Source organism: Amycolatopsis echigonensis, from assembly GCF_002846615.1.
In the GTDB taxonomy this organism is placed as follows: Bacteria; Actinomycetota; Actinomycetes; order Mycobacteriales; family Pseudonocardiaceae; genus Amycolatopsis; species Amycolatopsis echigonensis.
The window spans coordinates 6,992,831-7,017,771 of the sequence record NZ_PJMY01000003.1; the positions used below are offsets into that span (position 1 = coordinate 6,992,831).

General features: G+C 70.1%; 24 protein-coding genes. 10 read left to right on the forward strand and 14 right to left on the reverse strand.

The window, feature by feature from the left end:
* Positions 1–12: 12 nt before the first annotated feature.
* On the reverse strand, positions 13–2,982 hold the full coding sequence (locus ATK30_RS38050; protein ID WP_208637527.1) for an FAD-binding and (Fe-S)-binding domain-containing protein: 2,970 nt from the start codon (positions 2,980–2,982) through the stop codon (positions 13–15).
* A gap of 191 nt (positions 2,983–3,173) precedes the next feature.
* Here ATK30_RS38050 and ATK30_RS38055 point away from each other — a divergent pair, with 191 nt between their 5' ends.
* Positions 3,174–4,448 (forward strand): IS110 family transposase, encoded by a 1,275-nt coding sequence (locus tag ATK30_RS38055; protein WP_101434032.1) that lies wholly within the window; start codon positions 3,174–3,176, stop codon positions 4,446–4,448.
* A gap of 17 nt (positions 4,449–4,465) precedes the next feature.
* Here the strand turns inward: ATK30_RS38055 and ATK30_RS38060 are convergent, their stop codons facing one another.
* From ATK30_RS38060 to ATK30_RS38075, 4 genes are read right to left on the reverse strand one after another with little or no spacing between them, the layout of a single operon-like run.
* Positions 4,466–5,578, reverse strand: a complete 1,113-nt coding sequence (locus ATK30_RS38060; protein WP_101439557.1) for an enolase C-terminal domain-like protein — start codon at positions 5,576–5,578, stop codon at positions 4,466–4,468.
* Positions 5,575–7,368, reverse strand: coding sequence for a thiamine pyrophosphate-requiring protein (locus tag ATK30_RS38065; protein ID WP_101439558.1), 1,794 nt, complete (start codon positions 7,366–7,368; stop codon positions 5,575–5,577). The genes ATK30_RS38060 and ATK30_RS38065 overlap by 4 nt, the downstream gene beginning before the upstream one ends.
* A 53-nt stretch (positions 7,369–7,421) precedes the next feature.
* Positions 7,422–9,233, reverse strand: coding sequence for a glycoside hydrolase family 15 protein (locus ATK30_RS38070; protein WP_101439559.1), 1,812 nt, complete (start codon positions 9,231–9,233; stop codon positions 7,422–7,424).
* Positions 9,234–9,243: 10 nt separating this feature from the next.
* Complete coding sequence (locus ATK30_RS38075) at positions 9,244–9,579, reverse strand: plasmid stabilization protein (RefSeq protein WP_101439560.1); 336 nt, start codon at positions 9,577–9,579, stop codon at positions 9,244–9,246.
* A gap of 98 nt (positions 9,580–9,677) precedes the next feature.
* Here ATK30_RS38075 and ATK30_RS38080 point away from each other — a divergent pair, with 98 nt between their 5' ends.
* The gene (locus tag ATK30_RS38080; RefSeq protein WP_101439561.1) at positions 9,678–11,630 is read left to right on the forward strand and encodes an aconitate hydratase; all 1,953 of its coding nucleotides are present in this window, start codon (positions 9,678–9,680) and stop codon (positions 11,628–11,630) included.
* Positions 11,631–11,734: 104 nt separating this feature from the next.
* Here ATK30_RS38080 and ku read toward each other — a convergent pair whose 3' ends face one another.
* Positions 11,735–12,634, reverse strand: coding sequence for a non-homologous end joining protein Ku (ku, locus tag ATK30_RS38085; RefSeq protein ID WP_101439562.1), 900 nt, complete (start codon positions 12,632–12,634; stop codon positions 11,735–11,737).
* A gap of 102 nt (positions 12,635–12,736) precedes the next feature.
* On the opposite strand from ku, the gene ATK30_RS38090 reads away from it, so the two are divergent.
* Both ATK30_RS38090 and ATK30_RS38095 read left to right on the forward strand, forming a co-directional pair.
* Positions 12,737–13,351: a DUF47 domain-containing protein gene (locus ATK30_RS38090; protein ID WP_101439563.1), complete on the forward strand. Its 615-nt coding sequence runs from the start codon at positions 12,737–12,739 to the stop codon at positions 13,349–13,351.
* The gene (locus ATK30_RS38095) at positions 13,352–14,347 is read left to right on the forward strand and encodes an inorganic phosphate transporter (RefSeq protein ID WP_101439564.1); all 996 of its coding nucleotides are present in this window, start codon (positions 13,352–13,354) and stop codon (positions 14,345–14,347) included.
* On the opposite strand, the gene ATK30_RS38100 is transcribed toward ATK30_RS38095, so the two are convergent.
* The 3 genes from ATK30_RS38100 to ATK30_RS38110 are packed head-to-tail and all read right to left on the reverse strand — an operon-like array spanning position 14,348 to position 16,469.
* Complete coding sequence (locus ATK30_RS38100) at positions 14,348–14,971, reverse strand: phosphoribosyltransferase (protein ID WP_167442073.1); 624 nt, start codon at positions 14,969–14,971, stop codon at positions 14,348–14,350.
* Positions 14,972–14,973: 2 nt separating this feature from the next.
* Positions 14,974–16,149 carry an SDR family oxidoreductase gene (locus ATK30_RS38105; RefSeq protein ID WP_101439565.1) on the reverse strand — a complete coding sequence of 392 codons (1,176 nt, stop codon included), beginning with the start codon at positions 16,147–16,149 and terminating at the stop codon, positions 14,974–14,976.
* Positions 16,134–16,469 (reverse strand): DUF3040 domain-containing protein, encoded by a 336-nt coding sequence (locus ATK30_RS38110; RefSeq protein WP_101439566.1) that lies wholly within the window; start codon positions 16,467–16,469, stop codon positions 16,134–16,136. Before ATK30_RS38110 ends, ATK30_RS38105 begins: the two co-directional genes overlap by 16 nt.
* Before the next feature lie 155 nt (positions 16,470–16,624).
* Between ATK30_RS38110 and ATK30_RS44880 the strand changes: the two genes are divergently transcribed.
* Complete coding sequence (locus ATK30_RS44880) at positions 16,625–16,840, forward strand: hypothetical protein (RefSeq protein WP_143271472.1); 216 nt, start codon at positions 16,625–16,627, stop codon at positions 16,838–16,840.
* Positions 16,841–16,940: 100 nt separating this feature from the next.
* On the opposite strand, the gene ATK30_RS38115 is transcribed toward ATK30_RS44880, so the two are convergent.
* The gene (locus ATK30_RS38115; protein ID WP_101439567.1) at positions 16,941–17,474 is read right to left on the reverse strand and encodes a hypothetical protein; all 534 of its coding nucleotides are present in this window, start codon (positions 17,472–17,474) and stop codon (positions 16,941–16,943) included.
* Positions 17,475–17,949: 475 nt separating this feature from the next.
* Here ATK30_RS38115 and ATK30_RS38120 point away from each other — a divergent pair, with 475 nt between their 5' ends.
* From ATK30_RS38120 to ATK30_RS38130, 3 genes are read left to right on the forward strand one after another with little or no spacing between them, the layout of a single operon-like run.
* On the forward strand, positions 17,950–18,204 hold the full coding sequence (locus ATK30_RS38120; RefSeq protein WP_101439568.1) for a hypothetical protein: 255 nt from the start codon (positions 17,950–17,952) through the stop codon (positions 18,202–18,204).
* Entirely contained in the window at positions 18,197–19,810 is a 1,614-nt protein-coding gene (locus ATK30_RS38125; RefSeq protein WP_244194848.1) for a hypothetical protein, read from the forward strand. The genes ATK30_RS38120 and ATK30_RS38125 overlap by 8 nt, the downstream gene beginning before the upstream one ends.
* A 16-nt stretch (positions 19,811–19,826) precedes the next feature.
* Positions 19,827–20,060 (forward strand): hypothetical protein, encoded by a 234-nt coding sequence (locus tag ATK30_RS38130; RefSeq protein WP_101439570.1) that lies wholly within the window; start codon positions 19,827–19,829, stop codon positions 20,058–20,060.
* A gap of 103 nt (positions 20,061–20,163) precedes the next feature.
* Here the strand turns inward: ATK30_RS38130 and ATK30_RS38135 are convergent, their stop codons facing one another.
* Complete coding sequence (locus tag ATK30_RS38135; protein ID WP_101439571.1) at positions 20,164–20,622, reverse strand: cupin domain-containing protein; 459 nt, start codon at positions 20,620–20,622, stop codon at positions 20,164–20,166.
* Positions 20,623–20,687: 65 nt separating this feature from the next.
* Between ATK30_RS38135 and ATK30_RS38140 the strand changes: the two genes are divergently transcribed.
* A complete protein-coding gene (locus ATK30_RS38140; protein WP_220817439.1) occupies positions 20,688–21,266 on the forward strand; it encodes a TetR/AcrR family transcriptional regulator in 579 nt (192 codons plus the stop codon).
* Positions 21,267–21,372: 106 nt separating this feature from the next.
* Here the strand turns inward: ATK30_RS38140 and ATK30_RS38145 are convergent, their stop codons facing one another.
* Together ATK30_RS38145 and ATK30_RS38150 are read right to left on the reverse strand one after the other, a co-directional pair.
* Positions 21,373–22,575 carry an NAD(P)/FAD-dependent oxidoreductase gene (locus ATK30_RS38145; RefSeq protein WP_101439572.1) on the reverse strand — a complete coding sequence of 401 codons (1,203 nt, stop codon included), beginning with the start codon at positions 22,573–22,575 and terminating at the stop codon, positions 21,373–21,375.
* 143 nt (positions 22,576–22,718) lie between these two features.
* On the reverse strand, positions 22,719–23,240 hold the full coding sequence (locus tag ATK30_RS38150; protein WP_101439573.1) for a COG4315 family predicted lipoprotein: 522 nt from the start codon (positions 23,238–23,240) through the stop codon (positions 22,719–22,721).
* A gap of 162 nt (positions 23,241–23,402) precedes the next feature.
* Here ATK30_RS38150 and ATK30_RS38155 point away from each other — a divergent pair, with 162 nt between their 5' ends.
* Positions 23,403–23,894, forward strand: a complete 492-nt coding sequence (locus ATK30_RS38155) for a DoxX family protein (protein WP_101439574.1) — start codon at positions 23,403–23,405, stop codon at positions 23,892–23,894.
* Here ATK30_RS38155 and ATK30_RS38160 read toward each other — a convergent pair.
* Positions 23,805–24,941 carry an 8-amino-7-oxononanoate synthase gene (locus ATK30_RS38160; RefSeq protein ID WP_167442271.1) on the reverse strand — a complete coding sequence of 379 codons (1,137 nt, stop codon included), beginning with the start codon at positions 24,939–24,941 and terminating at the stop codon, positions 23,805–23,807. The two genes, ATK30_RS38155 and ATK30_RS38160, sit on opposite strands and share 90 nt — an antisense overlap.

A 24,941-nucleotide genomic window follows, 5' to 3' on the forward strand; every position in this document is an offset into this window, starting at 1 on the left:
CTTCACGGACGTTTACCGGTCTTTCGAGGCGAGTCCCGCGGCGAGGAGCTCGGCGAGGTGGATGCCCTCGCGCCCGCCGCTGTCCAGCTCGTGCAGCTGAGTCCGGCAGCTGAATCCGTCGGCGAGCACAGCCGTCCGCCGGTCCGCCTTGCGTACCCGGGGCAGCAGCACCCGTTCCGCGCAGGCCTTGCTGACTTCCAGATGACCCCGCTCGAAGCCGAAGTTCCCGGCGAGGCCGCAACAACCCGAATCGAGTCGCTCGACGTCCACCCCGGCCGCCTGCAGCAGTTCCCGGTCCGCGTCCCAGCCCAGCACCGCGTGCTGGTGGCAGTGCACCTGAGCGAGCGCGTGTCCCGGGATCTGCGGCGGCCGGTAGCCGGGGGAGTGCTGGGTCAGCAGCTCCGCGAGCGTCACGGTCTGGTCCCGCAGCCGCCGGACGTCCTGGTCGCCGGGGAACAACTCGGCCGCGTCGGAGCGGAAGACCGCGGTGCAGCTGGGTTCCAGGCCGAGCACCAGGCCGCCGTCCCGAAGATGCGGCGCCAGCGTGCGCACGGTGCGGGTCAGGACCCGCTTGGCGACTCCGAGCTGTCCGGTGGAAATCCAGGTCAGGCCGCAGCACACGGACGGTTCCGGCAGCGTGACCCGCCAGCCCGCGTCCTCCAGTACGCGCACCGCATCCTCGGCGACGTGCGGATGGAAGTACGAGGTGAAGGTGTCCGGCCACAACAACACCGTGCCGCGCGCTCCGGTGCCGGCGGGTCGGTGCCGGGCGAACCAGCGCGGCAGGGTTTTCGGGGCGAAGCGGGGGATTTCCCGGTCTTCCACGCCCGCGGCACGCGTCGCGAACCGGGTTTTGCCCAGCAGGTTCACCAGCCGCGCCGTGTGGGTTTTGGACACCAACCGGGCGACGAGCGGCAGCCAGCCCATGCTGAAGTCCGACCGCGGCCGTTTCCAGGGCCGGCCGGCGTAGTGGTGGGCCAGGAATTCCGCCTTGTAGGTGGCCATGTCCACGTCGGCCGGACAGTCGGATTTGCAGCCCTTGCAGGAAAGACACAGATCGAGCGCGTCGCGGACCTCGGTGGAGCGCCAGCCGTTCGAGATCGGGCCGTCGTGGTGTCCGTTGAGCATCTCGAAAAGCATCCGGGCACGGCCGCGCGTGGAGTGTTCCTCCTCGCCGGTGACCTGGTACGACGGGCACATCACGTCGCCGCTTTCCGAGGTGGTCTGCCGGCAGCGGCCGACGCCGACGCACCGGTTGGCGGCCTGCGAGAACGAGCCGCCGTCGTGCGGGAAGCGGAAGTAGAGGTCCTGCGGCTCGGCGGGGGACCACGAGCCGCCGAGCCGCAGGTTTTCGTCCAGCGAGTACGGCGCGACGACCTTGCCCGGGTTCATCCGGTCGGCCGGGTCGAAGATCGCCTTCAGCTGGCCGAAAGCGGTGACCAGGTCGTTGCCGAACATCCGCGGCAGCAGTTCGCCGCGGCTCTGCCCGTCGCCGTGCTCGCCGGAGAACGAGCCGCCGAACTCCGCGACCAGGTCGGCGGCCCGTTCCATGAACCGCCGGTAGGTCGCGACGCCGGACGCGGTGTAGAGGCCGAACGGGATCCGCGTGTGCACGCAGCCCTGTCCGAAGTGGCCGTACAGGCTCGGCCCGGTTTCGTCGGCATAGCCGAATTCCGCGTACAGCGCGTCCAGGCGGCGGAGGTAGTCGCCGAGTTTCTCCGGCGCTACCGCCGAATCTTCCCATCCCTCGAAGGTGTCCGCCTCGCCGGGGACGTGCGCGGTCGCGCCGAGCCCGGCCTCGCGGACCTGCCAGAGTTCGGCCTCCTTGGCCGGATCGTCGAGGAAAGCGACGTCCGTGCCCTCGACGGAGTCGAGCAGCCGGCGAGCCTGCTTGTCGGCCTCCTCGAGCGTCTGCGCGCCGAACTGGACCATCAGGAACGCCCGACCTCGCGGCAGCTCCTCGCGAGCTTTTTCGTTGAGGTGCTTCAGCCGCTCGTCGTAGAGAAGCCGGTGGTCGACGCCTTCGAGCGCGATAGGTTCGTGCTGCAGGATGTCCGGCACCGCGTCGGCGGCGGTCGCGATGTCCGGATAGCCGAGTACGACCAGCGCGCGCTCGGGCAGGACCGGCACCAGTTTCAGTTCCGCGCGCAGGACGGTGACCAGGGTCGATTCGCTGCCGACGAGCAGCCCGGCGACGTCGAAGCCGTGTTCGGGCAGCAGCGAGTCGAGGTTGTAGCCGGACACCCGGCGCGGGATGTCCGGGAAGCGGCGGCGGATCTCGTCGGCGTACTCGTCGCGCAGCCGGCGCAGCTGCCGGTAGACCGCGGCGCGCCGGTCGCCGTGGTGCTCGATCTCGGCGTACTCGTCGTCGCTCGTTTGGCCGCACCAGAACCGGGTTCCGTCCGCCAGCAGCACTTCCAGGCGCACGACGTTGTCGACGACCTTTCCGGTGCGCTGGGCGGTCGCGCCACAGGAGTTGTTGCCGATCATGCCGCCGAGGGTGCAGTTCATGTGCGTCGCCGGCTCGGGGCCGAAGCGGAGCCCGGTGTCGGCGAGCTGCCGGTTGAGGTCGTCCAGCACGATCCCCGGCTGCACGACGCAGGTGCGGCGCTCGGCGTCCACGGACTCCAGCTTGGCGCAGTACTTCGACCAGTCGAGCACGACCGCGGTGTTGGTGCACTGGCCGGCGAGGCTCGTCCCGCCGCCGCGCGAGAGCACGGGCGCGCCGAACTCCCTCGCTACGGCCAGTGCTTCGACGGCGTCGTCGGGAGAACGCGGCACGACGACGCCGAGGGGGATCTGGCGGAAATTGGACGCGTCGGTCGAGTAGGCGGCGCGGCTGCCGTCGTCGAAGCGGACCTCGCCCTCGACCCGTTCCCGCAAGGCGGCGGCGAGCGCTTCGAGGTCGATCTCGGCCGGTTCCGGCACGCGAACGACGGGATCGGGGAGTTCAGCGGTGCTGATAGCGGTACCTTCTTTCATGGCTGGGACCTCCGGGGAACGCTTCTGGTGCTTGTCCTGCGAGGACTGAAATGAGACAGCGTCCTCGGGGGTTGTAGCCGGAGGCTTGTCGTCTTGGAGGGTGTTGTCCCGATGAGGACTGGTTTATCAGCACGACGCGCGGCCTCCGGTTCCAGTTTTTTCGTTGCTGGACGCGAAGGGAGTCGGAGCATTTGCTTGGAGCAGGCATCGACTGGGCGGAATCGTTTCACGACGTGGCCTTGGGTCGCCCCGGAGAAGGGGTGATCGAACAATTCCGTATCGACCACACCGCAGCGGGAGTCAACCGGCTTGTGGCCCGTTGCCTGGAGCTGGAAACCGACCCGGCCGACGTGCGGGTCGTGCTGGAAACCCGACACGGCCTGTTGGTGGAAACGCTGGCCGACGCCGGTTTCACTGTTCTTCCGGTCAATCCGGACGTGGTGGCCCGCCGCCGCGGGCCGGCTAAAAAGAAAGACGACGCCGAAGACGCCAGGATCTGCTGCCTGCTGGCATTGGACCAGTTTCTGGAATTGCGGAAACTGATCCCGCACGGCGAGCTGGCGGGAGAATTGCGCACGATCGCCCGGGACGACGAACGCGCCGCCCGCGACGAGCGCCGGCTGCTCAACCGGCTGCGCGCGGACCTGCTGGCAACCTTCCCTGCCGCGCTGGCCATCGCCGGCGGCAACCTCGGTTCGCCGGTCATGCTCAAGCTGCTGAGCCGCTGGCCCGGCCACGACGAGCTCGCTGCGGCCGACCCGCACGACATCGCCGCGTTCGCCCGCGCCGCCAGCCACGGCTGGCCCGACCGGTTCGCCGCCCGCGTCGCCGACGCCCTCGCCGCCGACCGGCTGCCGGTGAAAGACTACCTGGCGCGCGCGAAAACCGGCACGATCGCGCTGACCGCGACCCAGCTGCTGGCCATCCGCGACCAACGACGGGCCTGGGAACGCCGCATGGCCGAACTGCTGCTCGGAACGGCCCGCCGCGGCCACGCAACACAGGCGAAGGAACCCGATCCGGGAAAAGCGGTCCCGGGCGGTGACATCTACCTGAGTTTCCCCGGACTCGGGGACCGGCTCGCCGCCCGGATAGCCGGAGAAATCGGAGACGACATCACCCAGTTCGCCACACCGAACGGGCTGCAATGCTACGGCGGAACCGCCCCGGTCACCCGCCGCTCCGGCCGGAGCGAGTTCGTCGTCGCCCGTCGTCTGGCGCACAACCACTACCTGGGCGCAGCCGTGCATCAGTGGGCCTTTTGCAGCCTCTCCCGCAGCGCATGGGCGCGGGAGTTCTACGACGGGAAAATCGCCGCCGGGAAGAGCCATCACTCGGCCCTGCGCGCTTTGGCGAACCGATGGCTGGAAATCTTGTGGCACTGCCTGGTCAAACGCATCCGCTACGACGAGACCATTCACATTCGCAACCGGCAGCAAGCCCACCAGCATCCCTCGGCGGCCTGAGGTTGACAGAGGGTGTCTCATCGGCCCTCCTTGACCGCATACTCGGCCGCGGCGTCGGCGTGCAGGCGCATCCCGTGCCCGGCGGTGGACATCGACGGGGCGACCCGGCCGCCGCTGGGGTCGAGGCCGCCGTAGAACAGTTCCCGTTCGATCCGGTCGTGGTCGGCGAACCATTCGATGTGCCGGAAGTTCGGGGTCGCCGCGGCCGCGTGCGCGGACAGGTTCGGCGCGCAGTGCGCGGAAACCTCGCGGTTCGCGGCAGCAGCCAGCGCGGCGACGCGACGCCATTCGGTGTAGCCGCCGCACCGCGTCACGTCGACCTGGAGACAGTCGACCGACGGCAGCATCCGGGCGAAGTACGGCAGGTCGTAGCCGTACTCGCCGGCGGCGATGTCCGGTCCGTCCGGCGTGCGCAGCTGCGCGAGCCCGGGCAGGTCGTCGCTGGACACCGGCTCCTCGAACCAGGTGACGCCGAATTCCCGCAACGTCTTCGCGATCCGGCGGGCCCGGCCCACCGAGTAGCCGCCGTTCGCGTCGACGTACAGCGCGGCGTCGTCCCCGATCGTCTCGCGCGCCAGCCGGACGCGGCCGATGTCGCGGGCGACCGCGGACCCCCAGGACTCGCCGATCTTGATCTTCACGCGCGGAATGCGCTGCTTGCGGACCCAGTGGTCGAGCTGTGCGACCAGTTCGTCGTCGTCCTGGGAAGTGAAGCCGCCGCTGCCGTACACGTCGACCTCGTCGTGCACCCGGCCGAGCAGCCGGCTCAGCGGCACGTCGAGCAGCCGCGCGGCGGCGTCCCAGATCGCGATGTCCACAGCGGACAGTGCACAAGAGACCAGTCCGGCGCGGCCGAGGTTCCGGATCGCGTGCTGCATGGCGGTCCAGCACGCGGGCGGGTCCAGGACCGGCTGCCCGACGACCGCGGAGGCCAGCTTGCCTTCGATCAGCGGGACGCAGGAGAAATCGGCGTACGTCCAGCCGAGCCCGTCGGTGTCGCCGGCCCGCACCTTGGCCACGACGAGGGTGGTGGAATCCCAGGCGAGCGTGCCGTCGGCCTCCGGCGAAGGAGTCGGCACCCGGTAGGCGCGCGCGTCGATCCGTTCGAGGTGCGGGGCGGCGACGGTCACCGCGACCGTCCGGGCAGGAACTCCTGCAGCTTCGTCTTCGCGCCCTGGAACATCAGGTGGAACGCTTCGGGATCGCCCTTGAGCACGGACTCGGTCACCGATTTCATCTGCTCGAACGTCGCGTGCGGCGGAATCGGCGGGACCTCGGCGTCGCAGCGGACGTCCAGCACGGTCGGCCGGTCCGCGGCGAACGCGGTCCGCCAGGCCGAGGCGAGATCGCCCGGATCGTCGACGTTGACCCCTTCGAGGCCGATGCTGCGCGCGAACCCGGCGTAGTCGACGTCCGGCAGCGACTGCGATTCCTCGAACTTCGGCGCGCCGCCCATCGCCCGCAGCTCCCACGTGACCTGGTTGAGGTCGTTGTTGTGGAACACGCAGACGATGCAGCGCGGATCCGTCCACAGCCCCTGGTAGCGGGCGATGGTGATCAGCTCGGCCATCCCGTTCATCTGCATCGCGCCGTCGCCGACCAGCGCGATCGCCGGCCGGTCCGGGTGCGCGAACTTGGCGCCGATCGCGTATGGCACGCCGGGGCCCATCGTCGCGAGCGTGCCGGACAGCGTGCTGCGCATGCCTTCGCGGATCCGGAGGTTGCGCGCGTACCAGTTGGTCGACGAGCCGGAATCGGCGGTGACCATCGCGTTGCCCGGGATCTGCTGGGACAGCTCGTGCACGATCCGCATCGGGTTGACCGGTTTCGCGTCGACCGCCGCCTGCTGGTCCATGGTGGCCCACCATTCGGCGACGTCCTTCTCGATTTTCTCGCGCCACGAACGGTTTTCGGTCCGGGTCAGCTTCGGCAGCAGCGCGCGCAGGGTCGCCGCGGCGTCGCCGACCAGGTTGACCTCGGTGGGGTAGCGCATGCCGATGAACCGGCCGTCGATGTCGATCTGCACGGCGCGGGCCTGGCCGTACTCCGGCAGGAACTGGCTGTACGGGAAGTTGGAGCCGATGATCAGCAGCGTGTCGCAGTCGCGCATCATCTCGTAGCTCGGCCGGGTGCCGAGCAGCCCTATCGCGCCGGTCACGTACGGCAGGTCGTCGGGAAGAACGTCCTTGCCCAGCAAGGCTTTCGCCACTCCGGCACCGGTGACGTCGGCGACCTGCTTCACCTCGTCGAGCGCGCCGCGGGCACCCTGCCCGACGAGGATCGCGACCTTCTCCCCGGCGTTGAGCACGTCGGCCGCTTCGCTGATGGCGGGTTCCGCCGGCACCGGGTTCGGCCACGCGGTTCCGGGCGGGCTCGACGGCATCTGCTTGAACGCGTGCTGCGGCGGCTCGTACGGCTCTTCCTGCAGGTCCGCCGGGATGATCAGCGCGGTCGGGGTGCGGGACGCCTGCGCGACCCGGAACGCGCGGTCGAGCGCGTTGGGCAGCTGCTCGGCGACGTTCACCTCGATGCAGTACTCGTTCGCGACATCCCGGTACAGCGCCTGGAGTTCGACCTCCTGCTGGTAGCTGCCGCCCATCGCGGTGCGCGCGGTCTGGCCGACGATCGCGACGACCGGCACGTGGTCGAGTTTCGCGTCGTACAGCCCGTTCAGCAGGTGGATCGCGCCCGGCCCGGACGTCGCCATGCACACGCCGACCGCGCCGCTGAACTTCGCGTAGCCGACCGCGGAGAAGGCGGCCATCTCCTCGTGCCGGGCCTGGACGAAGCGCGGCTGGTTGTCCGCTTTGCCGAAGGAAGCGACGAGACCGTTGATCCCGTCCCCGGGGTACGCGAACACCTGTTCCACACCCCAGTCGCGCAGCCGCGAAAGCAGGTAGTCGCCGACGGTCTCGGTCATGACAAGTCCTCCCGTGCGTTGGGTCTTCCCCGGCTACCCGGAGGTCCGGGGGGTTACACGTCGTGCCGCAGCCCCTGTTGGCGCCCGGTCGCGTTGGTGGTGGTTTCCGCGCCGTCGAGGTGGCGCGCGGTGTTGACGAGCCCGACCATGCTGAAGGCCTGCGGCATGTTCCCGAGCTGGCGTCCGGCGGCGACGTCGTATTCCTCGCTCAGCAGCCCGACGTCGTTGCGGACCCCCAGCATCCGTTCGAAAACCTCGGTGGCTTCCTCGGTGCGGCCAGTCCCGTGCAAGGCGTCGGCGAGCCAGAAACTGCACGGCAGGAACGCGCCTTCGCCGCCGTGCAATCCGCCGGGCCCGGGGTCGGCCTCCGGGTCGAAACGATGGACGAAGCCGTCGTGCGACAGTTCTTTCCGCACCGCGTCGACGGTTCCGCGCACCCGAGGGTCGCTCCCGGGAAGGAAGCCGACGCGGGGGATCAGCAGCAAAGCGGCGTCGAGGCCGCGGGAACCGTAGAACTGGGTGAAAGTGTTGCGGTCGGCGTCGAAACCCTCGCGGCAGACTTCCTCGTGAATCCGGTCGCGCAGTGCCCGCCACCGGTCGACCGGTCCGTCGAGCCGGTGGCGTTCCACTGTCCGGACCGCTCGGTCGATGCCCGCCCACGCCATCACCTTGGAATGCACGAAATGCTGCGGTTCTCCGCGTACTTCCCACAGGCTGCGGTCGGGCTGGTCCCAGTGGCCCTCAAGGAAATCGAGCAGTCCGCGCTGCAGGTCCCACGCCGAATGCGTCACCGGGAGCCCGGCTTCGCGGACGAGGTGCAGGCCGTCGAGCGCTTCGCCCCACACGTCGAGCTGGATCTGGCCCGCGGCGGCGTTTCCGATGCGGACCGGGGTCGAACCGGCGTACCCGTCCAGCCAGTCCACTGTGGACTCCGGCACGCGACGGGACCCGTCCAGTCCGTAAAGGACCTGGAGTTCGGCCGGGTCTCCGGCTGCCGCGCGGACGAGCCATTCGCGCCACGCTCGCGCCTCGTCCGGGTAGCCGGTGCCGACGAGCGCCTGCAGGGTGAAAGTGGCGTCGCGCAGCCAGCAGTAGCGGTAGTCCCAGTTGCGTTCGCCGCCGAGCTGTTCCGGCAGCGACGTCGTCGGCGCGGCGAGGATGCCGCCGGTCGGCTCATACGTCAGCGCCTTCAAGGTGATCAGCGCACGACGCACCGCGACAGGCCACCGGCCGTCGTACCGGCAGCGGCCGATCCACTCCGCCCAGAATTGTTCGGTGTGCTCCAGGGCTTTCTCGGCGTCCGCCGGATCAGGGCGTTCTTTGTACGAGGCGTGATAGGTCAGCACGAACGGCACTCGCTCGCCCTCGGCGACGGTGAATTCGGCGATGCCCTCGGTCGACACTTCGACCGGCGTTGTCAGCCAGACCGCGTCCGGGCCCGCGACCGCGTCGAAGCGCCCGTCGACGTTGCGGACCCACGGCCGCACCGAGCCGTAGTCGAACCGCGGACGCAGGCAGGTCCGCATCGGGACCCGGCCGCGCAGTCCTTCGACGATCCGGACGAGATCAGCGGCGCCGTCGCGCGGCGGCATGAAGTCGAGCACGCGCACGGCACCCTCGTCGGTTTCCCATTCGCTGGCGAGGATCAGGGAGTCGCCGACGTAGCCACGCCGCGTCGCCGGCCCGCCTTCCGCGGGCCCGAGCTGCCACACCCCCGCGCGGTCGTCGTGCAGAAGCGCGGCGAAGCACGCGGGGGAGTCGAACCGCGGCAGGCACAGCCACTCGACGGCGCCTTCCCGCGAGACCAGCGCCGCGGTGTGCAGGTCGCCGAGCAGGGCGTAATCCTCGATCGGGCGCTGGTTCATCGCTGAGGAGTCAGTCCCGGCCGAGTGCCTTCGCCAGTTCCTTCTTGGTCATCGTGGACCGGCCGTGGATATTGCGCTTCTTCGCCTCGTTGTACAGCTGGTCGCGCGTCGGGCCGCCGGGGCCGAGCCGCTTGCCGGAGCGGTGCCCGCCGCGCTGCTGCGGCGATTTGTCCCGCAGCGACGTCTTGCTCGCGCGGTCCGATTCGCCCGACTGCGCCCGGTTCTTGTTCACCGTGCGGGCGGCGATCTCCTTGGCGCGCCCCTTGCTCGCGCCGCGCTTCTCCTGCGACTCCTCGATGTGCTGGTACTGCCGTTCGCGTTTCGAACTCCAAGCCTGCTGCGGCATCCCAGTCTCCTTCCGCCGTTCTTGATCCCGGATTGCCCGCGCGGCGGGGGGCGGAAACATCGCGGTTCGCCGCGCCGGAAACGGGTACCCGGCCGCGAGTGGGACGCGAACAGACTCTCGCCGGGCGGCTGCTGGCCGAGCACCTGGTCGCCGGCCGGCTCGAACCAGGGACCGAAATCGGCCTGCGGGTCGATCAAACGCTGACGCAGGACGCCACCGGCACGCTTGTGATGCAGGAGCTCGAGGCGCTCGGGCTCGACCGCGCGCGGACGGAGCTGAGCGTCCAGTACGTCGACCACAACCTGTTGCAGGCGGACGAGAAGAACGCCGAGGACCACGACTATCTGCGTTCGGCGTGCCGCCGGTTCGGGCTGTGGTTCTCCAAACCGGGCAACGGCGTTTCGCATCCGACGCACATGGAGCGGTTCGGCGTGCCCGGCAAGAGCCTCGCCGGATCCGATTCGCACACCTGCGCGGCCGGGGCGCTGGGCATGCTCGCCGTCGGCGTCGGCGGGCTCGAAGTGGCGCTGGCCATCGCCGGGGAGCCGCTCTACCTGCGGATGCCGGAGATCTGGGGCGTCCGGCTGGACAACGAGCTGCCGCCGTGGGTGTCGGCGAAGGATGTCGTGCTGGAGATGCTGCGACGGCACGGCGTGAGCGGCGGACGGCACCGGATCATCGAGTACCACGGGCCGGGCCTGGCCTGCCTGAGCGCGATGGACCGGCACGTGATCGCGAACATGGGTGCCGAGCTGGGCGCGACGGCGACGGTGTTCCCGGCCGACGAGGCGATCCGCGCGTTCCTGCGGGCGGAAGGGCGCGAACACGACTTCCGCGACCTGCGCGCCGGACGCGACGCTTCCTACGACATCGAAGAGGAGATCGATCTGTCCACTGTGGAGCCGTTGGTGGCGAAGCCGTCGTCGCCGGGCAACGTGGTGCCGGTGCGCGAGGCGTCCGGAACGCCGGTGGGACAGGTCGTGATCGGTTCGTCGGCCAACCCCGGGTTCCGGGACTTCGCGGTCGCGGCGGCCACCGTGCGGGGCAGGCAGACGGCCGATTCGGTCAGCTTCGACGTCAACCCGACGTCGCGCCAGATCCTCGTCGAACTGGCCCGCAGCGGGCACCTCACCGACCTCGTCGCGGCCGGAGCCCGCGTGCACCAGGCGGGCTGCCTCGGCTGCATCGGGATGGGCCAGGCGCCCGCGCCCGGCACGAACTCGCTGCGTACTTTCCCGCGGAACTTCCCCGGCCGGTCCGGCACCGCCGACGACTCGGTGTGGCTGTGCTCGCCGGAGACCGCGGCGGTGTCGGCACTGACCGGCGTGCTGACCGATCCGCGCGACTACGCCGCTGAACACCACCTCGCGCACCCGCGGGTCACCGCCCCGGCCCGTTCGGCCGCCGACCCGCGCGTCTTCGCCGCTCCGCTGCCCGAGGACGAGGCTCTGCGGGAGGAGCTGGTGAAGGGCCCGAACGTCGCCGGGCTGCCGGACTTCGACCCGCTGCCGGACGAGATCGAGGGCCCGGTCCTGCTGAAGGCCGGGGACGACGTGTCGACCGACGAGATCTCGCCCGCCGGCGCCCGAGCGCTGCCGTACCGCTCGAACATCCCGAAGCTGGCCGAGTTCACCTTCACCCGGATCGACGAGGACTACCCGAAGCGCGCGGCCGACAGCCCGGTGCATTTCGTGGCGGCGGGGGAGAACTACGGCCAGGGCTCGTCGCGCGAGCACGCCGCGATCACCGCGCGGTACCTGGGCCTGCGCGTGGTGCTGGCCCGGTCGTTCGCCCGGATCCACTGGCAGAACCTGGTCAACTTCGGCGTGCTGCCGCTGGAATTCGCCGACCCGGACGACAGCGAGAAGGTCCGGCGCGACGACGTGCTGTGCGTGTCCGGGCTCCATCGGCTGGCCGAGACGGCGGAGTTCACCGTCCGCAACCAGACTCGAAACGAGGAATACCGCGCGAAGCACCAGTTGTCGCCGCGCCAGGTCGACGTCTTGCTGGCCGGCGGACGAATCCCGCAGCTGGCTCGGGCGCTGCACTGAGGTACCCCCGCCTCCGCAGTTGTCCGTGAAGGACTCTTTGAGGGAATCTGATTCCCTCAAAGAGTCCTTCACGGACAACCGGGAAAAGGGGACAGCTGGGCTGGTCAGGAAGCCTTGAGGGCGGCCTCCAGGTCGGCGCGGGACATCTTCGAGCGGCCCTTGACGTCGCGCTCCTTCGCGAGTTTCTGCAGCTCCGTCTTGGACAGTTCGGACAGATCCGGGGTGCGCGGCTTGCGGCTGCTGCGCACGCTGTTGGCCAGCGCCTCCATGAGGTCGACCACCTTCGTCGGCTCCTCCGGCTCGGAGGCGGGCGTGACGGTGTTCCCGGCCCGCTTGGCCTCGATCAGCTCCTCGACCCGCTCGCGGTAGGTGTCGCGGAACTCTTCGGGCTTCCACGGCTCGGACATCGCGTCGATCAGCTTGACCGCGAGGTCCAGCTCCTTCTGGTTGGTCTTGGCCTTGGCGGGCAGCTGCGGCACGTCGTCCGCGTCGCGCATCTCGGCGGCGTAATGCAGCGTGTTGAGCACGATCACGCCGTCGCCGGCGCGGGCGAGCGCGAGGTGTTCGCGGCCGTGGAAGACGAACTTCGCGACGGCCGCTTTGTCCCGGCTGGCCAGCGCGTCGAGCAGCAGCACGTACGGGCGCTGGGCTTCCTCTTTCGCCGGGGCGAGCCAGTAGGCGCGGTCGAAGTACATCGGGTCGACCTCGGCGAGGTCCACGAAGCTCTCGACCTCGAGCGAGCGCGACCGGCCCGGCGCGATCTCGTCCAGTTCCTCCTGCTCGACCAGCACGTACTCGTCGCCGCCGACCTCCCGGCCGCGGACGATGTCGTCGTAGGGCACCTCGTCGCCGGTCCGCTCGTTCACCCGCCGGTAGCGGATCCGGTCCCGGGTCCCGCGCTGGAACTGCGTGAAGTGCACGGCGTGGTCCTCGACCGCCTTGTACATCCGCACCGGAACGTTGACCAGCCCGAACGACAGCGAACCCTGCCAGACCGGACGCATCGGCGACTCCTTCCTCCCTGGATGCCCGCCGGGTACCCGATGCGGACGCGCGGCACACGGCACCGGTGTAACCGAGGGTGATTCGGGGTAACTGATCCTCCGATGCGCATAAAACCTCGCGGAAGCCAGTTCTTCCAGCTGCTCGCGGACGCGGCCGCGAACCTCGTCACCGCCACCGCGCTGCTTCGGGACCTCACCGAGGCGGCGCCGCCGGACCGGGACGCGATCGCGGCGCGGCTGCACGAAGTCGAACACGCCGGCGACGAGCTGACGCACACCATCATGGTCGAGCTGAACAGCACGTTCGTCACGCCGTTCGACCGTGAGGACATCCAGGCGCTGGCCGCGCGGATCGACGACGTCCTGGACTTCCTGGACACCGCGGCCGACCTCGCGGTGCTCTACCGGCTCGAGAAGTTCCCGCCGGGCACCAAGGGAATGCTGCGGGTGCTGTGCCGCGCCGCGGAGCTGACCGCGGAAGCGATGCCGGGGCTGGCGAAGGTCGGCGAGCTGTCGCCGTTCTGGATCGAGATCAACGCACTGGAGAACGAGGCGGACCACACCTACCGGCGGATGCTCGCCGATCTGTTCCAGCCCGGGGCCGACGCGCTCGAAGTGCTCAAGGCGAAGGAAGTCGTCGAACAGTTCGAACTGGCGGCCGACGGGTTCGAGCACGTCGCGGACGTGGTGCAGACCATCGCGGTCAAGGAGTCCTGAGTGGACGGCACCGCCGCGCTGGTCGCCGTCGTGGTGCTGACGGTCTTCTTCGACTACACCAACGGGTTCCACGACGCCGCCAACGCGATCGCCAGCGCGGTGTCGACCCGGGCGCTCCCGCTGCGCACCGCGCTCGTGCTCGCCGCGGTGATGAACCTGGCCGGAGCCCTGCTGTCGACCGGCATCGCCGCGACCGTCGCCAAGGGAATCATCGACGTCCCGGCCGGTCCCGGCGCGCTGACCGTGGTGCTCGCCGCGCTGGTCGGCGCGATCGCGTGGAACCTGGTGACCTGGTATTTCGGGCTGCCTTCCTCGTCCTCGCATTCGCTGATCGGCGGCATGGTCGGGGCCGCGCTGGCCGCGGCGAGCACCGTGCACTGGACGGGCATCGTGGAGAAAGTGCTGGTGCCGATGGTCGCGTCGCCGCTGCTCGGGCTCGTGCTCGGCTACGCGGCGATGGTGGCGGTGCTGTGGTTGCTGCGGCGGAGGAATCCGCACCGCAGCGGCCGGGTGTTCCGGCGGCTGCAGATCGTGTCGGCCTCGGCGCTGGCGCTCGGGCACGGCTTGCAGGACGCGCAGAAGGGGATGGGCGTGCTCGTCCTGGCGCTGATCGCGGCGGGCAAGCAGAGCACGTTCTCGGTGCCGCTGTGGGTGACGCTGGTGTGCGCCGGGGCGCTTTCGCTCGGCACCTGTTCGGGCGGCATGCGAATCATGCGGACGCTCGGCCGTCGCGTATTCCCGCTCGATCCGCCGCACGGGTTCGTCGCGGAATCGGTCGGTGCTTCGGTGCTGTACTTGACCGCTTTTGCCGTGAAGGCACCGATTTCGACCACGCACGTGATCACCGCGGCGGTGATGGGCGTGGGTGCCACGCGGCGGCTTTCGGCGGTGCGATGGGGGATCGCGCGCGACATCGTGCTCGGGTGGGTGCTCACCTTCCCGGCCGCGGCGGGGGTGGCCGCGCTGGCTTTCTGGCTGCTGTCGGCGCTCGGCTGATCACGAGGGCAGCAGGGCGAGGACTTCCTGGTCGCTGGTCGGGCTGAAGTCCACGTAGAACTCGCCGACGGCGTGGAACTGCTTCGGCTCGCGGAGGAAAACGACCTCGTCCGCCTCGCGGGCGAGCTTCTCCGCTGCGGACGGCGCGCCGACGGGAGCGGCGAAGACCAGCCGAAGCGGCGCGGACGACCGAAGGGCCCGCAGCGCCGCGATCGCCGTCCCGCCGGTGGCCACGCCGTCGTCGACCACCACGGCCTCGTGGCCCGCCGCCGAGCGCGGGGTGCGCTCGCCCAGGTAGCGCCGGACCTGGTCGCGGGCTTCGGCGCGGGCGTGGTCGACCTGGTCGGCGATGTCTTCCGGCGTCAATCCCAGCGCGCGCAGCCCGGCGCGGTCGAAGAACGGCGGCCCGTCCGCCGCTACGGCGCCTAGCCCGAGTTCCGGCCGTCCCGGGGCACCGATCTTGCGGGCCACCATGAGCTCCAACGGCGCGTCCAGTTCCTCGGCGACCGGCGCGGCGACCGGCAGCCCGCCGCGAGCGAGCCCGAAGACGACCGGGTCGGACCAGTCCCGCTCGGCCAGTACGGCCGCGAGCCGTGCACCCGCGTCGGCGCGGTTCCGGAACATTCTCAGCGGCGTCCCTTCTTCGCGGGGCGGCGGAACCGAGTGTCCTTCCCGGACTTCTGGATGCGGCGCAGCCCTTGCCCGGCGATGGCAAGACCGGTTGCGGCGCGGCTGAGCGTTTTCGCCTGGCCGGATTTCCCGCGTGTCGCGTCCCGGCCGTCCGAAGTGTCCTTTGTGGACTTCAGGGTACGGCTCAGCAGCTGTCCGGCGGCGAGGGCGGCAGCGGCCAGCCCGGCCGCCACCGCGCCGTGGTGTCGGCTCAGCACCGGCTGGATGTCCCGCGCTTTCGCCTGCTGGTCGAACTCCCCGTGCGCGCCGTAGTCGAATCCGCGCGGGCCGTCCACCGGCTCCCACAGGTTCGCCGGCTGGCTCGGCGGCTGGGGCTGGCCGGTTTGCTGCGCGCCGAAGCCGGTCCGGGCGAGGTACCGGTCGAGCAGCCCGGGTGCGACGGCGTTGGCCAGCAGCGTCGCGGCGGTGCTCGAACCGACCCAGTACTCGCGGCGGCGCGGATGGTCGGCGGCGTGCAGCACCGCGCGGGCGGCGAGTTCGGGCTGGTAGATCGGCGGCACCGGCTGGGCGTGCTCGGGCAGCCGGGTCAGCAGCCAGGTGAACTGCGGCGTGTTGACCGCGGGAAGCTGCACCATGGTCGTGCGGATTCCGCTGTGCTCGTGGAGAAGTTCGCAGCGGAGCGCTTCGTTGAAGCCCTGGATGGCGTGCTTGGCCCCGCAATACGCGCTCTGCAGCGGGATTCCGCGATACGCGAGCGCCGAGCCGACCTGCACGATCGTGCCGGCGTCCCGCGGTTTCATCCGGCTGAGAGCGGCCATCGTGCCGTGCACGAAACCGAGATAGGTGACCTCGGTGACCCGCCGGTACTCGTCGGGTTTGATGTCGGTGAACCGGGCGAACACCGAGCTGAACGCGACGTTCACCCAGACGTCGATCGGCCCGAGTTCGTCCTCGGCGCGGGTCGCGGCGGCGTCGACCTGGGCGAAGTCGGCCACGTCCGTCGGCAGCTCCAACGGCGTGCCCCCGGCTTCGCGGACGTCCTCCGCCGCGGCGGCGAGCCCCTTCTCGCCCCGCGCCAGCAAGGCGACTTTCGCGCCGCGGCTCCCGAAAGCCCGGGCGACGGCCCGGCCCACTCCGGCGCTGGCTCCGGTCACGACTACGACGGGCGGCATGGAAATCCTTTCCCCGGACCAGGAGTCCGGCGGGTCGGCGGACGCAGACACTCCTGGCGGGCGACGTGCCCGCACACCGCGATCGCCGCCAGCACGAAGCCGAGCAGCGCGAGCGGCACCTCCGGCGGAAAGGCGATCCCGCAGGCCACGAGCCCCGCCGCGACCGCGGTCAGCGCCCAGCACGCCACCGCCCACGCCCGGCGCAGCGGCCACGCCGACTGGCCGAAGGCGCGGCGCACCCACAGCGCGTCGGTGGCGAGAAGCTCTCGTTCCATCGACCGCAGCGCCCGGTGGGGATCCGGCTGCCGGTGCGCGGCCATCGCCTGCTCCCTTCCGCCTGGCCGACGGCTTACCCGCTCCTGGCCAGGCCAAACCGGAACGGCGGAAGAGTCCGGTTTGCCCGGGAAGGCGAGGGGTAACCGGGCGGGCGGCAGCAACCGCCGGAACTCGGCGGAATCGCCGGAAGGAGCACGAGATGAGCAGGCTGCTGGTAGACCCGGAAAGCGCGACCGTCCCTTGTGGACAATGCGGCCGTGCGGCGGTGCACGTGGGAAGGCTGGTCCAGGAGGACGGGACGCCGGTCAGCCACGCCGTCGTGTGCACCGTGTGCCGCGCGCACCGCCCGGGACCCGGGCTGGGGGAGACGCGGCGGCCTCGGCTGGCCGTCGTGTCGAGGCAGTCGGGAGGCTGACTCTGGGCGCGCTGGGAACGCCCGGGAAGGGGTCCTTGAGGGAATCAGATTCCGTCAAGGACCCCTTCCCGGACGGTTGCGGGAGCTCCGGGACTCCCGGTCAGCCGATGCCGAGCACGGACTCCGCGGTGGTCCAGTTGGTCAGCATGGCGTGCTGTGCGTCGGCGAGGGTGACCTGCCCCGCGCAGACCGCCTTCTTGACCGCGTTTTCGACGGAATCCTTGGTGTAGGAGTTCTGGTCGCCGTCGTGCGGTTCCGGCCAGAGGTTCTTCGGGTCCTTCGGCGCGCCGCCCAGTTCGAGCGGCAGGAAGTGATCCTCCTCGTACGAGCTGAGCGAGGTGTCGGAGTAGCCGTAGTCGATGATGCCCTGCTTCTTGAGCGGGGTGGTGTACGTCGTCGGCGGGCGGATGGTCGACGTCCAGCCGGGGACGCAGATCGTGTCGCCGATGGTGTCCTGCGTGACGTCCGGGTTGGTCGCGCCGGGCGTGCAGGCCGGGTCGGGCAGCGGCAGATAGGACTGCGAGCATTTCGCGGCGAGAGTATGCGGGACGGCGGCGTGCGCGGCCGGCGCGACCAAAGCGAGCGAACCGGCGAGAATGACGGCAGGCGCGGCGAAACGGGCAAGTCGGGACATGGAAATCTCCTCCCAGTAAGACGGTCGCGCCAGCGTCCGCCGGGCTCGGGCCATCGCACCACCTACCTTCGAAGGAATGCGTGAAGAATTAACCGGATGCTCAACTTGTCAGGCGACAAAATGCGCAAGGTGGACGTAAGTCTTCGGCTGCGGGACCGGGATGATTCGCTGATGGGGCGCAATCCGGGCGAGCGAGGACGAACAGGACCGAAGTGCTTGATCCGTCAGCATTCGGTCCTTCGGGGCAGGTCGAAGCCGACCGGACCGGGAATCAGGAAAGGTTCTTCGGAACGGTTTCCGGTCCGTTTTTATGCGCCTTCCGGGATATCTGGAGAAAAAGTGCGGGAATCCGGTCGCGCTGCGCCGTTCGGCTGAAGGTTGCGGTTCTTCCGTATCCGTTCCCGGCACTCGCGCGACCTTTTTCGTGAACGTCGCCGGAATTGATCTTTTCGGGCGAAATTCCCGGGGGTGAACGATGGGCGAACGGGAAGAACCGCGGTCCGGTGCGGGACGCGGCGAGGGCGCGGAAAGCGGTTCGGCGCGCGAAAACGCGCCCGCCGAACCGGAAGCGGGATACGAGATTCCGATCGGGACGCCGGTTCCGGCCGCCGAGATGGAGCGGCTGAAGGCGGCCGCGGAGCGGCACCGCGATCGGGAGGAGGAGGCCGACGCCCCGGCACGGGCCGGTGACGAGGCCGCGGAGGAAGAGGGTGATCACCGTGATGCCTGAAGCGCAGGTGCTCGAGGGCCAGGCAGGCGAAACGGCCGGGGGCGCGTCGCGGGAGATGGCTGAGCTGACGGTCGGCGAACTGCTCGCCGCGCCGCCGTCGCCGGAGCGGTCGCCGTTGTTCGCGCAACGGTTCCCGGTGCCGGTCGAGGAGTACGACCAGCTGAAGACCGGTGCGCGGGAACACGGCGCGGAGGCACTGGCTCCCGAGGACGCGCTCGCCGTGCAGTTGGACGAGGAAGCGGCGGCGGAACCGTCGGAGGAGAATCCGCCGGAGGACGAGATCGCCGAGGGCCTGGCCCCGGCGGCGTCGGCGAGTTTCGAGGGGATCTCGCAGACCGCCTTCCGGCCGCCGGACTGCACGGTCGCGGTCGGTCCGAAGCAGGTGATGGCCGCGGTCAACGTGGACCTGGTCGGCTACGACAAGAGCGGCCTGCAACAGTTCCGGTGGGCGAATTTCACCGCGATGTTCAACCCGGTGCTGCCCGCCGGGGCGCAGCTTTTCGACCCGAAACTGGCCTACGACCACTACAGCGGCCGGTGGATCGTCTGCATCGCCGCCCGCCGCGCCAACCCGCAGGGCTCCTGGATCATGCTCGGCGTCTCGCAGACCGGCGACCCCGCGGGCGGGTACTGGATCTGGAGCACCGACGCGACCGCGAACGGTGCGACCGCGACAGGCAACTGGTCGGACTACCCGATGCTCGGCTTCGACACCCAGGCGATTTACGTGTCCACCAACCAATTCGCCTTCGGCGGCGGGTTCGCCTACGCGAAACTGCGGATCTTCAACAAGGCGGAACTCTACGGCGGCGGGGCCGGCGGGAGCCACACCATCCGCTGGTGGGACTTCTGGGGCCTGAAGAACCCGGACGGCAGCGGCGCGTTCTCCGTGCATCCGTGCTGTCATTTCCAGGGCATCGGAGGGAATCCGCGGGCCTACCTGGTGAACTCGCTGTTCCCGTCCGGGTCCAGCCTGACCCTCTGGACGTTGTCGAATCCGCTGGGCCTGTGGTCCGGCGGCGCACCGACGCTGACCTCGGCCGCCGTTCCCTGCCGCGGCTACAGCCTGCCGCCGGGCGCGGTGCAAAAGGACGGCGGCACAACGCGAATCGCCACGAACGACACGCGGTTGCTCAACGCGGTATTCCAGGCGGCGGGCCGCACCCAGCGGTTGTGGACCACGCACACTTCCGCGTACAGCTGGCCCGGCGACAGCGAGGCGCGGTCAGTGGTGCAGTGGTACGAGATCGACGTGCCCAGCCACGCGGTCGCGCAACAGGGCGCGTTCGGCGCACCGAGCAGGCATTACTTCTTCCCGGTGATCCAGACCGACATCTCCCGCAACGCCCACGTCGCGTTCGGCCGGTCCGCGCCCGACGAGTACGGCCACTTCCGCCAGACCGGCCGCCTCGCCACCGACCCGCCGGGCACGTTGCAGGGCAGCGCTTCGGTGATCGCCGGGCAGAGTGCCTACACCGGCGGCAGATGGGGCGACTACTTCGGCATCGGCCGGGACCCGTCGGATTCCCGGACCGTGTGGAGCTACGGCGAATACGCAGGCGGGGGCAACACCTGGCGGACGCGTCTCAACGCGGCGAAGTACTGAGAGCGGGGAGGTTGTCATGATCACTGCACGAAAGCTTCGGATCACGGTCGAGTCTGTGCTCGCCGCGCTCAGTGCTGTCGCGTTGGTGCTGACGTTGACCGTTCCGGACTGGATCGAGCGCACGACCGGCGCTTCTCCGGACGGAGGCGGCGGGGAAGCCGAGCGGCTGGTGACGGCTGTCGCTTGCGTAGCGACGGTCGCGTTCGCGGGCCTGGCCGCGTGGGAGTGGCGGCGGTTGCGGACGGTCTGAGCTGTCAGCGGACTTTTGTGGTCCGTGAAGGGCTCCTTGAAGGAATCTGATTCCCTGGAGGAGTCCTTCACGGACGTTCGGCTGCCCAAGTCGCACCGGCGCGTCACTCCTCATAGGCGATCGAGTGCCGAGCCGCCACCGGATTGATCTTCGCCGGGTCCAGCGCGCCGTCCGTGAGCACCGCAGGTCCCGCCTCGAAGAGATCCTCCAGATAGTGTTCCCACCCGCCCGGCGAGGAGATCTGCAGCAAGCGCGGCGGAGGATCCGAGACCGCCCGCAACGCGTGCGGAACCCCGTGCGGCAGCAACGCGAACATCCCCTTCGTCGCCACGTGAGTCTCATCCGCGAAGTCGATGCCCAGTTCGCCCTCCAGGACGTAGATGCACTCGTCGGCCTGGTGGTGGACGTGCCTCGGGATGTCACGCGCCAGTGTCACCTCCAGCAGGGAGAACCGGGTTTCGGTGTCGCCCGTCATCGCCTTCACGGCGAACGCGGGCGGCAGCGGCACCCGGCCCGGCCGCGCCTCGCCGGGCCGCAGGAGCAGGAAGCGGTCCTTCGTCATGGGGTATCCTCGCCAACGTATCGGAAGTGGAGTCCGTTTCCACATTAGCGGCAGGAGGGCGTCGGTTGTCAACGGAGCGCAAGCCGAGGGCGGACGCGGAACGCAAGCCGAGGGCGGACGCGGAACGCAACCGGGCGCGGGTGCTCGAAGCGGCCCGTGCGCTGCTCGCCGAGCAGGACGACGTCCAGTTGCCGGAGATCGCGCGGGTCGCCGGGGTGGGCGTCGGAACCGTGTACCGGAATTTTCCGGACCGGCGGGCGCTCGTGGAAGCGTTGGCGGAGCAGCGGTTCGCCGAGATCGCGGAGTACGCGCGGAAGCGGTGCCTCGACGGGAAATCCGGCGTCAAACGCTATCTGCGGCACGTCGGCGAGGTGCTGTCGGGGGACCGGGCGCTGTCGTCCGCCATCGAGACGGCGCGGGCGTCGGCGGGGAGCGAACCTCGTGGAGAAGCGCTGAAGCAGCTGGAAACCGTGGTGGCGCAGGCGATCGCGGCGGACCGGGCGGCGGGGGTGCTGCGCGCGGACTGCACGGTGGCCGACGTGTACTTGCTGGTCGGCTGCCTGTCGTCGGTGGTCCGCACGGAAAGCGGGGACTGGCGGCGGTTTCTGGAGCTGTCCCTGGAGGGGATACTGCCCCGGGACTAGTCGGTCAAGCGTTCCCGGCGGCGCGGACGGAGAGATCCGGTCGCCGCGGCGCGACCTCAGCGGGCCGCTCCGGGAACGAGTCCGGAACGGCCCGCGGACGCGGGAATCAGGCGAGGTCCTCCAGCGGGACCTCGGGGTCGGCCAGCCGGTCCGGGTCCACCGCCTTGCCCGAGCGGATGAGCGCCTTGATCGGGTCGGTGACGTCCCAGACGTTGACGTTCATCCCGGCCAGCACCCGGTTTTCCTTGAGCCAGAAGGCGATGAACTCGCGCCCGGGCACGTCGCCGCGGAAGACGACGCGGTCGTGGCCCTCGATGGCGCCCAGGTATTCCATGCCGAGGTCGTACTGGTCGGTGAAGAAGTACGGCAGCTCGTCGTACGCCTCCTCCTTGCCGAGCATCCCGGCCGCGGCCACCGCGGGCTGGTTCAGCGCGTTCGCCCAGTGCTCGACGCGGATGTGCTTGCCCAGGAACGGGTGGTAGGCGTTCGCGACGTCGCCCGCGGCGAAGATGTCCGGGTCGCTCGTGCGCAGGCTCGCGTCGGTCACCACGCCGTTGTCGACGCGGAGGCCGGCCGCCTCGGCCAGTTCGACGTTCGGCTTCGCGCCGATCCCCGCCAGGACCGCGTCCGCTTCGAGGACGCTGCCGTCGCCGAGGCGGATCCGCTTGCCCTGGCCGCCGTTGGTGATGTGCTCGACCTGGACGCCGAGCCGCAGGTCGACGCCGTGCGCGCGGTGCAGGTCGGCGAACACCGGGGCGACCTCCCGGCCGAGCGCGGTGATCAGCGGCAGTTCGAGCGTCTCGATCACGGTGACCTCGACCCCGGCCTGACGCGCGGCGGCGGTCGCTTCGAGGCCGATCCAGCCGCCGCCGACGACCACCAGCTTGGCGGCGGTGCCGAACAGCTCCTTGAGCCGGTCGGAGTCCTCGATCCGGCGCAGGTAGTGGATCCCCGCGGTGTCGGGCAGTTCGCGCGGGCTCGCGCCGGTGGCCAGCAGGAGCTTGTCGTAGCCGAGGCTGGTGCCGTCGTCGAGCGTCACCTGCTTCGCGTCCCGCGAGATCGCCGTCGCCTTGACGCCCTGGCGCAGCTCGACGTTTTTCTCGGCGTACCACGCGGCGTCGTGCACCTGGAAGCTCTCGGCCTCGGCGTTGCCCGCGAGATAGTCCTTCGACAGCGGCGGCCGCTCGTAGGGCAGGTGCCGCTCGTCGCCGACGATGGTGATCTTCCCGTCGAATCCCTTGTCGCGCAACGCTTCCGCGGCCTTGGCCCCGGCCAGTCCGGCTCCGATGATGACGAACGACGAGGTCACTGGCGAACTCCTTCGATGCGGGGACGACGGGAGTACTTATATCACTAGCGAAGTTTGGTCTTATTCGGCTGCCCGGTCAAGGTGCCCTGATCAGAGGTACCCCATCGAGACAGCGCCTACCCGCGAAGGCGTTACTTCGCTGCTCAGCCGTACCCGCCGCCGGTGTAGCCGCCTCCGCTGTAGCCGCCGGTGCTCGACGGCGCGGAACTGGCCGTCGCCGTGGTGATCGCGGCGCCGTCCGGCGTGACCATCCACCACAGCCCGCCGTTGACGTTCAGGCCCTGGCCGTTGGTCTGCCCGGCGGAGTGGTCGCCGACGTACCGGTACAGCGGATGTCCGCCGAGGGTCTCTTGCTTGGAGCCGTCCGGCCGGGTGATGGAGCCGACGCTGCCCCGCGCCGGCCCGGTGAGCGGTGTGCCCGCCGCGACCGGGGGCCAGTAGCTCGCGCAGTTCGCGGTGCAGACGGACTGGCCGTCGTGGTCCGCGGCGAACAGGTAGATCGTGTCGCCCTTGCTGTCGGTCAGATGCGTCGGCGCGGCGGGCGGCTTGGCGGGTGGCGCGGCCGTGCTCCCGCCGCCCCCGCACGCGGCGGCGAACAAGCCCGCCGCGGCCAACGCGGCCAGCAGCCCGAAATTCCTTGGGGTCGCCAGAGTCGTGACAGTCATCCCAGCCTCCAACAGTGCGTGGGTGGTGCCCTTCCCCCGACACGCGGCTGGAGCCGGAACGGTTCAGCCCGATCCGGCGAGCAGCACCGCCATCTAGACGCGAAGCGTCCCGGCACGTACGGTATGGCAAGCCTAACCTTAGTAACTCTCCGAGGAGGTCCCATGCCAGAGCGTGTGCTCGACCGGGCCGTCCCGTTCGTGCTCGGCCTGTTCCGGATCGTCGTCGGGCTGCTGTTCGCGGCCCACGGCGCGGCGGCGCTGTTCGGGGTTTTCGGCGGCGGCCCCGAGGGCGGAACCGTCGCGGTCGGCGTCTGGCCGTCCTGGTACGCGGCGGTGATCCAGCTCGGCTGCGGCCTTCTGGTCGCGTTCGGCCTTGGCACGCGGATCGCGGCGCTGCTCGCGTCCGGGTCGATGGCGTACGCCTACTTCGTCGTCCACCAGCCGGACGGGTTGCTGCCGCTGCAGAACCACGGCGAACCCGCGGCGATGTTCTGCTGGGCCTTCCTGCTGCTGGTCTTCACCGGTCCCGGCGCGCTCGCGCTCGACGCGCTCTTCGGGAAGCGGTCAGACGACGCTGGCGGCGCGCGACCACTGGGCAGCGAGGCGCGCGGCGTGCTGAGCCCGGTCCAGGTCAACCCCGGCGCGCGCGACTAGCCGGAGCCGGGAAACGCCGTCCGGGACGCTCGGCGGCCGGAAGCAGCCCACGACGATGTCCCGTTCGTAGAGCTGGTTCGCGGCCGCGACGGCCTGGTCCGGCGAGTCGGCGGGAATCGACTGCACCGCGCCCGGCGCTCGCGAAACCCCTGCGGCATCGGCGATCGCGACCGCGGCGCGGTGCAGATCCTCGACCCGCGAAGGCTCGGCGGCGATGATCCGGCACGCTTCGGCCGCACTCGCGGCAGCGGCGGGGGCGAGGCCGGTGTCGAAGATGAACGTCCGCGCCGTGTTGACCAGATGTTCGCGCAGCAACGGCGATCCCAGCACCGCGCCGCCCTGCGCGCCCAACGCCTTCGACAACGTGGCAGTCACCGCGACGTGCGGCGCTCCCGCGAGACCGGCCGCGTGCACCGCGCCCCGGCCGTTGCCCGCGACGCCGATGCCGTGTGCTTCGTCCACCACCAGAAACGCGTCGTACTCGGCGCACAACGCCGCGGTGCGCACAAGGTCCGTGGCGTCGCCGAGCACTGAATAGATCGACTCGACCACCACGATCGCCCGTTCCTGCGACCGGTCGCGCAGCAGCTGCGCGAGGGCGTCCAGGTCGCCGTGCGGGCAGATCGCGACGGGGGAGCGGGACAGCCGCGCGCCGTCGATCAGCGACGCGTGGATGTGCGCGTCGGTGATCAGCAGCGTGTCCGGCGAACCGAGTGCGGTGATGACGCCGATGTTCGCCGTGTAGCCGCTGGAAAACCCGAGCGCGGCCGGTTGCCCGGTGAGGCTGGCCAGCTCGCGTTCCAGCTCCGTGTGACACGGCGTGGTGCCGGTGACGACTCGTGACGCGCCAGCTCCCGCACCGTACTTCTCGACGGCTCGGACGGCGGCCGCGCGCAGTCGCGGATCGGTGCTGAGGCTCAGATAATCGTTCGACGCGAGGTCCAATGTGGACTTTCGCGGATGCCGTCGATCATCGGTCCGCCGGACGAGACCGGCGACGTGCCGGTCCCGTTCCGCGGCGGTCAGCCAGTCGTGCATCGACACCAT